This is a genomic window from Paraburkholderia sp. (genome assembly GCF_034668105.1).
In the GTDB taxonomy this organism is placed as follows: Bacteria; Pseudomonadota; Gammaproteobacteria; order Burkholderiales; family Burkholderiaceae; genus Paraburkholderia.
This window is the reverse complement of sequence record NZ_JAXDPY010000366.1, coordinates 1-11898: the sequence shown is the minus strand read 5'-3', so window position 1 is coordinate 11898 and position 11898 is coordinate 1. Positions and strand designations below refer to the sequence as shown.

The 11898-nt window shown below is 63.0% G+C and carries 11 protein-coding genes; 10 read left to right on the top strand and 1 reads right to left on the bottom strand.

The annotated features are described in order from the left end of the window. Nucleotides 1–552: 552 nt before the first annotated feature. From QOC89_RS16500 to pcaC, 5 genes are all read left to right on the top strand, one after another. Nucleotides 553–1257 (top strand): 3-oxoacid CoA-transferase subunit A, encoded by a 705-nt coding sequence (locus QOC89_RS16500; protein ID WP_323045987.1) that lies wholly within the window; start codon nt 553–555, stop codon nt 1255–1257. An 11-nt stretch (nt 1258–1268) separates the two neighbouring features. After that, complete coding sequence (locus QOC89_RS16495; protein ID WP_201077485.1) at nt 1269–1928, top strand: 3-oxoacid CoA-transferase subunit B; 660 nt, start codon at nt 1269–1271, stop codon at nt 1926–1928. A gap of 551 nt (nt 1929–2479) precedes the next feature. Further along, the gene (locus tag QOC89_RS16490; protein WP_323045986.1) at nt 2480–3859 is read left to right on the top strand and encodes a 3-carboxy-cis,cis-muconate cycloisomerase; all 1380 of its coding nucleotides are present in this window, start codon (nt 2480–2482) and stop codon (nt 3857–3859) included. Between the two features lie 5 nt (nt 3860–3864). Beyond that, a complete protein-coding gene (gene pcaD / locus QOC89_RS16485; RefSeq protein WP_323045985.1) occupies nt 3865–4656 on the top strand; it encodes a 3-oxoadipate enol-lactonase in 792 nt (263 codons plus the stop codon). Then, complete coding sequence (pcaC, locus tag QOC89_RS16480) at nt 4653–5054, top strand: 4-carboxymuconolactone decarboxylase (protein WP_323045984.1); 402 nt, start codon at nt 4653–4655, stop codon at nt 5052–5054. The genes pcaD and pcaC overlap by 4 nt, the downstream gene beginning before the upstream one ends. Before the next feature lie 57 nt (nt 5055–5111). Here pcaC and QOC89_RS16475 read toward each other — a convergent pair whose 3' ends face one another. Continuing rightward, nucleotides 5112–5813 carry a TetR/AcrR family transcriptional regulator gene (locus tag QOC89_RS16475; protein WP_323045983.1) on the bottom strand — a complete coding sequence of 234 codons (702 nt, stop codon included), beginning with the start codon at nt 5811–5813 and terminating at the stop codon, nt 5112–5114. 393 nt (nt 5814–6206) lie between these two features. Between QOC89_RS16475 and QOC89_RS16470 the strand changes: the two genes are divergently transcribed. The 5 genes from QOC89_RS16470 to QOC89_RS16450 all read left to right on the top strand — a co-directional run. Next, nucleotides 6207–7814, top strand: coding sequence for a 6-hydroxynicotinate reductase (locus tag QOC89_RS16470; RefSeq protein ID WP_323045982.1), 1608 nt, complete (start codon nt 6207–6209; stop codon nt 7812–7814). Nucleotides 7815–7872: 58 nt separating this feature from the next. Next, nucleotides 7873–8811 carry a UPF0280 family protein gene (locus QOC89_RS16465; protein ID WP_323045981.1) on the top strand — a complete coding sequence of 313 codons (939 nt, stop codon included), beginning with the start codon at nt 7873–7875 and terminating at the stop codon, nt 8809–8811. After that, entirely contained in the window at nt 8787–9377 is a 591-nt protein-coding gene (locus QOC89_RS16460; RefSeq protein WP_323045980.1) for an amino acid synthesis family protein, read from the top strand. The genes QOC89_RS16465 and QOC89_RS16460 overlap by 25 nt, the downstream gene beginning before the upstream one ends. A 48-nt stretch (nt 9378–9425) precedes the next feature. Beyond that, a complete protein-coding gene (locus tag QOC89_RS16455) occupies nt 9426–10010 on the top strand; it encodes an amino acid synthesis family protein (protein WP_323045979.1) in 585 nt (194 codons plus the stop codon). A gap of 18 nt (nt 10011–10028) precedes the next feature. After that, the coding region (locus QOC89_RS16450; protein ID WP_323045978.1) for an ABC transporter permease at nt 10029–11898 on the top strand (1870 nt) is incomplete at its 3' end.

Below are 11898 nucleotides of genomic sequence, written 5' to 3'. Positions count from 1 at the left end.
AACGATCAGTGCGTCCTTCTGCTCCGGTGTCAGATCCTTGATGTCGGGCATCTTCGTCATGTCCTTCACTATGCACAACCTGGTAGCAGTTTACAAGCGCTGAATAGTTACGCCGCGGCAAAGAAAGTAAGTGCCGCCCCGCACAGGGGCGACGCTAATAGACCGATAAGAAAACAAGGAAAGGCCAACGCCGTAGGCAAACAGCCGAACAAGCGCCCCGAGGGTACCAGCTCAAGGAAAGGCCAACGCCGTAGGCGAACAAACAAAACGCGCCCCGCAGACAACCCCCGCCGGGCAGGCTAAACCTATGATTAAGGGGAATCCCCTGCCTTGACAACCCGCCCGAAGGGCAACCATAATCCCCTAACCGTTCGCTAATCGAATCCATGTTCATGTATCGAACAAATCGATAAAGCAAACAACCCAAAGGCGCCAGCCCGCACCTCCACCCGGCGAGCCGCCGCCAGTCCAGGCCCGGAGACCGTCCCCACAAGCCCTTGCCTGCAAAGGCAGAAGCCCACCGGTACGCAGCGCCCCAAAAGGAAATTCGACATGATCAACAAGATTTTCGAGTCACTTCAATCGGCAGTCGCCGATGTCCACGACGGTGCGACCGTCATGATCGGCGGCTTCGGCACGGCCGGCATGCCGTCCGAGCTGATCGACGCGCTCATCGAACAAGGCGCGCGCGAACTCACCATCGTGAACAACAACGCCGGTAACGGCGACATCGGCCTCGCGGCGCTCCTCAAAGCCAAACGCGTGCGCAAGATCATCTGCTCGTTCCCGCGCCAAACCGATTCGTATGTGTTCGACGCGCTCTATCGCGCCGGCGAAATCGAACTCGAACTGGTGCCGCAAGGCAACCTCGCGGAACGTATCCGGGCAGCAGGCGCGGGTATCGGCGGCTTCTTTACGCCCACCGCCTACGGCACCAAGCTCGCCGAAGGCAAGGAGACACGTCTGATCGATGGCAAGCATTACGTGCTGGAGGCGCCGCTGCATGCGGACTTCGCGTTGATCAAGGCGTTCAAGGGAGACCGCTGGGGCAATCTGGTCTATCGCAAGACCGCACGCAACTTCGGCCCGATCATGGCGAGCGCGGCAAAAACGGCCATCGTGCAAGTGTCGAAAGTGGTGCCGCTCGGCGAACTCGATCCGGAAAATATCGTCACGCCCGGCATCTTCGTGCAACGCGTGATCGAAGTGCCGCAAGCCACGCATCAAGCCGAACTTGCATCCGCGACCGCCGCCTGAGGAGACCCGACATGAAAAAACTGACCCGCGATGAAATGGCCAAGCGCGTTGCCCAGGATATCCCTGAAGGCGCTTACGTGAACCTCGGCATCGGTGTGCCCACGCTGGTGGCCAACCACCTCGCCGCCGACAAGGAAATCTTCCTGCACAGCGAAAACGGCTTGCTGGGCATGGGCCCGGCACCCGCAAAAGGCGAGGAAGACGACGAACTGATCAACGCTGGCAAGCAGCATGTCACGCTGCTAACTGGCGGCGCGTACTTCCATCACTCGGATTCGTTCGCAATGATGCGCGGTGGTCACCTGGATTTCTGCGTGCTCGGCGCGTTCCAGGTGTCGGCGAAGGGCGATCTGGCGAACTGGCACACCGGCGCGCCCGACGCGATTCCGGCTGTCGGCGGCGCCATGGATCTGGCCATCGGCGCGAAGCAGGTCTACGTGATGATGGAACATCTGACCAAGCAGGGCGAAAGCAAGATCGCCGCCGAGTGCACCTACCCGGTGACGGGCGTGGGCTGCGTCGACCGCATCTATACGGACCTGGCGATGATCGACGTCACCGACAAGGGCCTGGTTGTGCGCGAGATCTTCTCGGACATCGACTTCGACGCGCTGCACAAACTGACCGGCGTGCCGCTGATCGACGGGACGCAAGCGGCACGCGCGGCTTAGGCATCGGCGCGGCAGCAGCCGTTGGCACAAAAGCGTGTGGCGAAGTCGAAACGCTGGCGAGGTGGCGGCAGCGCTTCCGTGGTCACCGCAACGCTGGCGAGGTGACGGCAAGGCTGACGCGGTCACCCGAACGCAGGCGAGGCAACGGCCGCTAACGTGTTCACCCGAACGCAGGCGAAGTGACGGCAATGCGGACGTGGTCACCGCAACGCAGACGAAGCATCGGCGACGCTTACGTGGCCACCACAACGCGGGCGAGGCAACGGCAACGCTTACGTGGTCACCACAACGCCGGTGAAGCAACGCCACCACGCCACGCAATCGGCCGCCAACACGTCTGAAGCGCACATGAAGCCTGCCTCATGCGCGTGACCCGACGTCACGGCGGTACCGCAAGCCGTCGCATCGGCATTCGAAGCAGAATGCGCTGCAACGCCGCGTGCGGTACGCTCTCAATAGATAGCGCTTTGGTACACGCTGAGCATGCCCACACACGTCCAGATCTCCCTGGTGAACAAACCCTTACCTTCGACTCCCTCATCGACGCCATCATGCTCGACTCCAGCGCCCGTCTGACCGGCCTTCTTTGCGGCACACAGCCGATGAACGACATCTGGGCGCCGCGTGCGACGCTGCAACGGATGCTCGATGTCGAAGCAGCACTCGCTCGCGCGTCCGCTGCCCATAACGTGATTCCGCAGTCCGCCGTGGCCGCGATCGAGGCGGCCTGCCAGGCCGATCAACTCGACGCCGACGCTCTGGCGCACGACGCGGCACTCGGCGGCAACCTCGCGATTCCCCTCGTCAAGCAACTCACCGCGCGCGTCAAGGCGGCGGACGCGGAAGCATCGAAGTACGTCCATTGGGGCGCGACGAGCCAGGACATCATCGATACCGCGACGGTCCTGCAACTCCGCGACACCTTCGAGCTGCTCGACAGCGGCTTGCAAGCCACGTGCGACGCAGTGGCCCAACTCGCGGCCGCCCATCGCGCAACGCCGATGATCGGCCGCACCTGGTTGCAGCAGGCGCTGCCCATCACGCTCGGCCTCAAATTCGCGCAATGGCTCGACGCGTTGCTGCGGCATCGTGAGCGGCTCGATGCATTGCGCGTGCGCGTGCTGGTGCTGCAATTCGGCGGCGCGGCGGGCACGCTTGCGAGCCTGCGTGACGCAGCGCCCCAGGTCACGCAATCATTGGCGCGAGAACTCAAGCTTGCTGTGCCCACCTTGCCGTGGCACACGCAACGCGATCGCATCGCCGAAACAGCGGCGCTGTTCGGCATGTTGATCGGCACGCTCGGCAAAATCGCGCGCGATATCTCGTTGCAGATGCAAACCGAAATCGACGAACTCGCCGAGCCCGCCGCGGCGGGCAAGGGCGGTTCGTCGACGATGCCGCATAAGCGCAATCCGGTCGGCTGCGCCGCCGTGCTGACCGCCGCGACGCGTGCGCCGGGGCTGGTGGCCACGGTGTTCGCCGGCATGGTGCAGGAGCATGAGCGCGCGCTCGGCGGCTGGCAAGCCGAGTGGGACGCTCTGCCGGACCTCGCGCGTCTGGCAGGCGGCGCGCTTGCGAACATCGAGCAGATTGCCGCCGGTCTCAACGTGAATGTGCCGCGCCTTGCCGCCAATCTCGACGTCACGCACGGCCTGATTCTCGGCGAAGCGGTGATGCTCGCGCTCGGCGACAGCATCGGCCGGCTCGATGCGCATCATCTGGTTGAGCGCGCATCGAAAGCGGCAATCGCCGGAAACAGGACGCTCTTCGACGTGCTCTCCGCGGATCCCGCCGTGACCGAACATCTTTCGCCCGAGCGCCTGAAGCAACTGCTCGACCCCGCTCAATACGTCGGCCAGGCGCACGCTTATGTGGACGCCGCGCTGGCACTTCATCACGCGCGCGCGAGCCGCGCTACTTCCAAGGAGTAATCCGCATGCCCTACGCCGCAGTCAACGGTATCGAGCTGCACTATCGAATCGACGGAGACCGTCACGGCAACGCGCCGTGGATCGTGTTGTCGAATTCGCTCGGCAGCGATCTGTCGATGTGGACGCCGCAAGTCGCGGCGCTGTCGAAACACTTTCGTGTGCTGCGCTACGATACGCGCGGTCATGGTCACTCGGAAGCGCCGAAAGGTCCCTACACGATCGAGCAGCTGACCGGCGACGTGCTCGGCCTGATGGATACGCTGAAGATCGCGCGCGCGAATTTCTGCGGGCTGTCGATGGGCGGCCTGACCGGCGTCGCACTGGCCGCGCGCCATGGAAATCGCCTCGAGCGCGTGGTGCTGTGCAATACGGCGGCGCGTATCGGTTCGCCGGAAGTGTGGGTGCCGCGCGCCGCGAGGGCACGCACGGAGGGCATGCTCGCGCTGGCGGATGCTGTGCTGCCGCGCTGGTTCACCGCCGACTACATCGAACGTGAACCAGTTGTGCTCGCCATGATTCGCGACGTGTTCGTGCACACCGACAAGGAAGGCTACGCGTCGAACTGCGATGCGATCGACGCCGCCGATTTGCGCCCCGAAGCACCCGGCATCAAGGTGCCGGCGCTCGTGATCAGCGGCACGCACGATCTGGCCGCGACGCCGGCACAAGGCCGCGAACTGGCGCAGGCGATTCCGGGCGCGCGTTATGTCGAACTGGACGCCGCGCATATTTCCAACATCGAGAAAGTCGACGCCTTCACGAAGACTGTGCTCGACTTTCTGACGGAGAAAAAATGAACGACGAAGACCGCTACGAAGCCGGACTCGAGGTACGCCGCGCAGTGCTGGGCAGCGCGCACGTTGACCGCTCGCTCGCCAATCGCACTGAATTGACGGAGGAATTCCAGAACTTCATTACCCGCTACGCATGGGGCGAAATCTGGACGCGCGAGGGATTGCCGCGCCACACGCGCAGCTTGTTGACCATCGCGATGATGGTCGCCTTGAACCGGAGCGAAGAACTCGCCCTGCATTTGCGCGCGGCAAAGAACAACGGCGTGACGCGCGAGCAGATCAAGGAAGTGCTGCTGCAAACCGCGATCTATTGCGGCGTGCCGGCGGCCAATTCTGCTTACCACCTCGCCGATAAACTGTTCCGCGAAGACGACGCGGCAGCGGCAGCGCCCAAGCCGTAACGGCGCACGCAGTTCTGGAGATCCGGAGCCTGAAGCGAGCGTCAGACGAAACGCGCTTCAGGCAATCCGGCTCTCATTCACCACCGCGGTTTCAGTCGGCAATTGCAAGCGCACCGCGCGCAATACCGTATCCTTGATGACCTCGCGCCAATGCGCGAGCGCCGCCTTGTCCATCAGCGGTTCACCGAGAAACGCACCCAGCGTGTATTGATTGGCGTTATAGAAATAACCGAGCGACGCGATCATCAGGTACACATCACGCGCCTTGACGTCGGCGCGAAAAACGTTCTGCGCCTTGCCCGCCTCCAGTAACTTCTGCACGACCGAAATCGCATAGCCCGAAATCTCCTTCAGCTTTAACGATTTCTTCGCATGCTTGCCCTGATGCAGATTCTCGCTCGACAGCAGGGTGACGAATTCCGGATGATCGAGATAGTACTGCCAGACGAATTCGACCATCTGTTCGAGGCCATGCACGGGATCGCCCAGATCGAGATCGAGCCTGCTTTCGGCTTCGTTGAACTGCGTGTAGATCGTTTCCAGAACTTCGACAAACAACTGTTCCTTGCTGCCGAAGTAGTAATAGATCATGCGGTCGTGCGAACGCGCGGCCTTCGAAATGCTTTCGACCCGGCCGCTTGCATAGCCTTGTTTTGCAAAGACCTTGATTGCCGCTTTGAGAATCTTGGCGCGCGTGTCTTGCGCCTGTTTCGCTCGGATGCCGATAGCGCCCGGCTTGCGGGCGGCAGTGGGACTCATGGCGGTCTCGGAACTCTTTGTTAGCGTCAGGTTGAACGACATGCGCCGCAGCCGCTTACGAGCACTCAGCTACGCTTCGGCATGGCGCGCCTTCATCATACAGCCCATCTCATGCGCGACGGAATGCCCTGCACGATCATGCGCTTCGGCGTAGATTGAAGCGTCATTCGCGCGCCGATGCCGCGCCGCAGCATTCAGGCGTGCGCCGGGAAACTCGTTGCGCAGTCTATTTTGATCGAGTAGATTTCTAGCAAGTTTGGTGTAGCGGATACTACACGAACGGTGAGTGAGCGCAACATGGAAAAGCGCGGCTCACGCGAAAGTCCCTTGAAACAGGGGCTATTCGTCAGCCGGGCAGGACCGATTGTAATGTCGTCGTATGGGAACCCCACCATGACAGAGCATACGAAGGTCGATTTCGGCGCGGAGAGCGTTGACGGCGAAATTGCCTCGACGCCCGGTCCCACCGTGCTTGAAAAAGCGGCGCCGCGCAGCGAGCGGATGGCGTCGAACAAGATCGAATGCAATGCGTGCCCGGTGTTGTGCCAGATATCGGAGGGCCGCACGGGTGCGTGCGATCGTTACGCCAATGCGAACGGGCGGCTGATTCGCGTCGACCCGGTGGTGTTTCTGTCGCGCGCGGCTGCTTTGCCTGGGGCGAGCGTCGGCAATGAGGATGCCGCGGTCGAATTTGGTGCATCGTCCGAAGTGCACGATCCCGCGGCGGAACAGGCGTTGTTCGTCACCGGCATTGGTGCATCGTCAACCTATCCCGACTATAAGCCCGCACCTTTCATCGTTGCCTCGAAGCGCGACGACGTCGACATGATCACTGTCGTCACCGAGGGCATTTTCAGCTATTGCAGCTTCAAGGTGAAGATCGATACCGACCGCTTTCTCGGGCCGGAGCAATCGAACGTGCGTTGCCATGGCGAGATCGTCGGCCATGTGACCACGGCGGAGTATGGCTCGCAAATGCTGAGCCTCGGCGGTGTCCATCATCTGACCGGCGGCAGCAAGAAAGAAGGCCGCGTGACGTGCGACATGATGCTCGCGCTCGGCAACAAGGAGGCTGTGGAGTTGAGCATCGACGGCGGGGCGAGTCTGGTGATTCGCGCGGGCGCGGCGCCGATTGTCGACGGCGTCGAAGAGCAGCGTATGCGGGTGGGCTGTGGGTCGGCCACCATCGGCATCTTCGCGAAGCAATGGTTCGGGCATGCCGACGAAGTGGTGGTGGTCGACGATCACATTACCGGTGTACTCACCGAACACCAGGCCGGCCGCTGTCTCGGCATGACGCGCTCAGGTCTGAAAATTCGCGGACGCAAATCGACGCCGGGCCGCTATTTTCAGGTTGCGAATCCCGGCACCGGCTGGGGCGGCACGGACATTCAGGACCCGCTGGCGATTGTCGAAGGCTTCGATCCCGCCGTGGCGAAACCGGGCATGCGCCTGCTGATGGTGTCGACCACCGGTGAACACGCGCAGTGGTATGAACTGGATCAGGACCTCGTGCCACGCATCGCGGCCATGCCGGATGCGGTGCGCCGCACGGTAGAACGAATCGGCGAGAATTGCGAGCCGTCGCTCGCGACAGTGCTGTTCCTCGGCGGCGCGGGCGGCAGTCTGCGAGCCGGGGCAACGGAGAATCCGGTGCTGCTCACCCGCGCGATCAAACAGAAACTGGTGAACGTGACATGCGGTGGTGCGCCGGCCTATGTGTGGCCGGGCGGCGGCATCACCGTGATGGTTGATGTCTCGCGCATGCCCGATCGATCGTTCGGTACCGTGCCGACGCCCGCGATCGTCGCGCCGATCGAATTCACCATGACCTATGATGCGTATCGCGATCTCGGCGGCCATCTCGATGCGGTGCGCTCATTGGCAAGTGTATTGGCGAACGGACCGGAGCATACGGAAGGGGCGCCGCTCGCGCGCAGGACGCTCGCGCGGCATCCCGACAACCCTTGGCCGCCGGCCATGCCGCCGATGCTCGGCTAACAGCGGCAACCTGACCGACACGACGCACGCAACGAACACGCCAAACACGCCAAACACGATGAACGCAACCCGCACCCAACTCGACGCGGCCCGCTGGCATTGGCAGCACGGCCCGATCGATCTGATACTCAACGCGCACGGCAACCCCTCGGCCGTGCAGGCCGCTTATGACGCATGCTGGCTGCGCTTTGTCGACGTGTTGCCTGAGCTGGTCGGCGAGTTGAAGTTGCTTCGGCAGCCTGTGCCGGGCAGTGCGGCGCAGGGCGACTGCGCATTGAAAGGCACCGTAGCCCGCCGCATGTGGCTGGCATGTCATCCGCACCGCGCGCGCTACATCACGCCGATGGCGGCCGTTGCCGGCAGCGTCGCCGACGAATTGATCACGGCGTTCGCACGCGAGGGCATATCGCGCGCCTTCATCAACAACGGCGGCGACATCGCGTTCCACTTGACCGAAGAGCAACAATACCGCGTAGGCGTGTTCGCCGATCTGGCGCAGTTCTCTGGCGCCAGGCTGTCAGGCGATCAGGCCTTGGACGCCAACCTGACGCTTAGCGCCGCCATGCCGATTCGCGGCGTGGCGACAAGCGGCTGGCGCGGGCGCAGCTTCAGCCTCGGCATCGCCGACAGCGTGACCGTGCTGGCCCGCAACGCCGCCACCGCCGATGCCGCCGCCACGACGATCGCCAACGCCGTCAATCTGGAACATGCGGGCATCGTGCGCAGGCCGGCTTCCTCCTTGAAGGACGACAGCGACCTCGGCGACATGCTCGTGACTGTGGATGTGCCATCGTTGCCTCAACCGTTGATCGATTTCGCGCTGGCACGCGGCGTCGACGCCGCTCAACGTTTGCGGGAACAAGGCTTGATCGAAGGCGCCGCGCTGTTCCTGCAAGGACGGGCGCGAGTGACCGATATTCATCACAATGGTGCGTTGTTCAGGCATCGCGCTGAAATAACATTGGAGGCTCCGTGTTCGAAATACGCCGCGTGCTGACGCACGTCGAAGACATTTTCCACGAGTTCGGCCCCGCGCCCGCGCAACCGCTGCGCCGCGGCGCGATTGCCGCGGTGATGACGAATCCATTTGCCGGCCGCTACGAAGCCAGAATTGAACATGCGATGGAAGCGCTCAAGCCGATCGGCTTCGATATGGCGCAGCGGCTGCTGGCGGCGATGGCCGTGCCGCACGCATCGATCGAAAGCTACGGCAAGGGCGCAATCATCGGCTCGCGCGGCGAACTCGAACATGGCGCGTTGTGGCATGTCCCCGGCGGCTATGCAATGCGCGAATTGCTGGAGAAAAACGGTGTGCCGACCAACGCCATCGTGCCGTCGACCAAGAAAGTCGGTGCGCCTTCCACCGCGCTCGATGTGCCGCTGACGCATGTCAACGCGAGCTACGTGCGCAGTCATTTCGACGCGATCGAAGTGCGTGTGCCCGGTGCGCCCGCCGCCGACGAACTGGTGTATATCCTCGTGATGAGCACGGGCCAGCGCGTGCATGCGCGCGTCGGCGGGTTGGCGAAAGAAGCGATTGTGGGTAAGGACGGATTGCGCTGATAAGCGCCGAATATGCATCGAAACACGCATCGAAACACGGAGATCGAAATGGCAATCAAGCTTCGCAAGCTGGTCGTGCAGGTCGATGAAACACGCATTGAAATGGGCCAGGCCATCGAGCCGCCGGCACGCCGGGCAGTCGCGATTGCGGTGATCGACAATCCCTATGCGGGCCGCTACGAGGCCAGGCTCGACGCGCTGATCGAGGCCGGCGAGGAGCTGGGCGCATTGCTCGGCAACAAGTGCGTCGAAGCGCTAGGCATTAAGCCGGGCGACGCGCAAAGCTACGGCAAGGCGGCGATTGTCGGCGAAGCGGGCGAACTGGAACATGCGGCGGCGATCCTGCATCCCAAGCTCGGCGCCCCGCTGCGCGTCGCGGTCGAAAAAGGCGCGGCGCTGGTGCCGTCGGCGAAGAAAATGGGCACGCTCGGCACCGCGATCGACGTGCCGCTCGGCCACAAGGACGCCGCCTTCGTACGCAGCCATTTCGACGCGATCGAAGCGCGCGTGTCGGACGCGCCGCGCGCCAATGAAATCGTCGTGGCGGTCGCGGTGACGGCCTCGGGCCGGCCTCTGCCGCGCATCGGCGGCTTGCAGGTGAATGAGATCAAGGGCGAAGACGGTTTGCGCTGAGTTTTCTTAAGGGTCGCGATGCTTTCGAATTTGCTGGTACAGCTGGTCAACGGACTCGCCGATGCGTCGACGCTGTTTCTCGTCGCCGCCGGCTTGTCGTTGATCTTCGGCGTGACGCGCATCGTCAACTTCGCGCACGGCTCGTTCTATATGTTCGGCATCTACGTCGCGTATAGCATCGCGAGCCGCTTCGGCCATACAGCGGGCGGCTTCTGGCTGTCGGTGCTGGCTGCCGCGCTGGTGGTTGCCGTGCTCGGCGCGTTGGTCGAAATGATCGTGTTGCGGCGCATCTATCAGGCGCCCGAGTTGTTTCACCTGCTGGCGACGTTCGCGCTGGTGCTGATTTTCCGCGATGCCGCGCTGTGGCTGTGGGGTCCGGAAGATCTGTTCGGACCGCGCGCGCCGCATCTGGCCGGTGCAGTCGATTTTCTCGGCCATCCGCTGCCCACCTACGATATCGCGCTGATCGTGATCGGGCCGGTGGTGTTGCTGCTGCTCTGGTATGCGTTGACGCGCACGCGCTGGGGCACGCTGGTGCGCGCCGCGACCCAGGATCGCGAGATGCTCGGCGCGCTCGGCATCAATCAGGCGTGGCTGTTTACCGGAGTGTTTTTCGTCGGCGCTTTTCTCGCGGGGTTGGGCGGCGCCTTGCAAGGACCGCGGATGTCGGCGAATCTGTCGCTCGACCTGGAGACCATCGGCAATGCGTTCGTGGTGGTGGTGGTCGGCGGCATGGGGTCGATTCCAGGCGCGTTTGTCGCGGCATTGCTGATTGCGGAGATCAAGGCGCTGTGCATCGGCATTGGACATGTATCGGTGTTCGGCATCGATCTGTCGTTGAGCCGCTTCACGCTCGTCGCCGAATTTGTCGTGATGGCCGTCGTGCTGGTGGTGCGGCCTTGGGGTTTGTTAGGCAAGGCGAGTGCCGCGGTGCGGGGCATGGCCGCGCCGGAAGCGCCATTGCGGCCCGCCGGCAGGCGCCTGAAGTGGTTGGCGGCCATCGCGTTACTGGTGTTGATACTCGCGCCGCTTGCGGCCAATGCGTTTCCCTACATGCCTGTGCTGCTGGTTGAGATCCTGATCGCCGTCCTGTTCGCGACGAGTCTGCATTTCATCATGGGCCCCGGCGGCATGCATTCGTTCGGCCACGCCGCGTATTTCGGACTGGGCGCATATGGCGCCGCGTTGTTTCTCAAAGTCCTCGATCTGCCGATGGAAGCGGCGTTGCTGCTCGGCCCCTTGCTTGCCGTGGCGGGCGCGCTGGTGTTCGGCTGGTTTTGCGTGCGACTCTCGGGCGTCTATCTCGCCATGTTGACGCTTGCGTTTGCGCAGATCGTCTGGTCGGTCGTGTTCCAGTGGGACGACGTGACGGGCGGCAGTAACGGCGTTCTTGGCTTGTGGCCGTCGAACTGGTTGTCGTCGCCGGTTGCTTTTTATTATTTGACGCTCGCCTGCGCAGTGCTCGGCGTGTGGCTGCTGCGCAAGATGCTGTTCTCGCCGCTTGGCTATGCGATGCGGGCGTCGCGCGATTCCGTGTTGCGCGCCGAGGCGATCGGTATCGACGTGAAACGCGTGCAGTGGGCGGCATTCGTGGTCGCGTCGCTATTTTGCGGGCTCGCCGGATCGCTTTATGCGTTCTCCAAAGGGACGATTTCACCGGAAGTGATCAGCGTGAGCCGCTCCGTGGACGGCCTCGTGATGGTGCTGCTCGGCGGCTTGCAGACGTTGACTGGGCCGATCGTCGGCGCGGCCGTGTTCACGTGGCTGCAAGACACCGTCGCGCGGCAAACCGACTATTGGCAGGCGCTGCTGGGCTTCACGATCCTGCTGCTGGTGATTGCGTTTCCGCAGGGTATCGTCGGTTTCATTCGTGAGCGGTTTGGCGACG

Coding starts and splice junctions, on each gene's coding strand:
- QOC89_RS16470 (WP_323045982.1), top strand. CDS start 6,207: ATGACAGAGCATACGAAGGTCGATTTCGGCGCGGAGAGCGTTGACGGC.
- QOC89_RS16465 (WP_323045981.1), top strand. CDS start 7,873: ATGAACGCAACCCGCACCCAACTCGACGCGGCCCGCTGGCATTGGCAG.
- QOC89_RS16500 (WP_323045987.1), top strand. CDS start 553: ATGATCAACAAGATTTTCGAGTCACTTCAATCGGCAGTCGCCGATGTC.
- QOC89_RS16475 (WP_323045983.1), bottom strand. CDS start 5,813: ATGAGTCCCACTGCCGCCCGCAAGCCGGGCGCTATCGGCATCCGAGCG.
- pcaC (WP_323045984.1), top strand. CDS start 4,653: ATGAACGACGAAGACCGCTACGAAGCCGGACTCGAGGTACGCCGCGCA.
- QOC89_RS16455 (WP_323045979.1), top strand. CDS start 9,426: ATGGCAATCAAGCTTCGCAAGCTGGTCGTGCAGGTCGATGAAACACGC.
- QOC89_RS16495 (WP_201077485.1), top strand. CDS start 1,269: ATGAAAAAACTGACCCGCGATGAAATGGCCAAGCGCGTTGCCCAGGAT.
- QOC89_RS16490 (WP_323045986.1), top strand. CDS start 2,480: ATGCTCGACTCCAGCGCCCGTCTGACCGGCCTTCTTTGCGGCACACAG.
- pcaD (WP_323045985.1), top strand. CDS start 3,865: ATGCCCTACGCCGCAGTCAACGGTATCGAGCTGCACTATCGAATCGAC.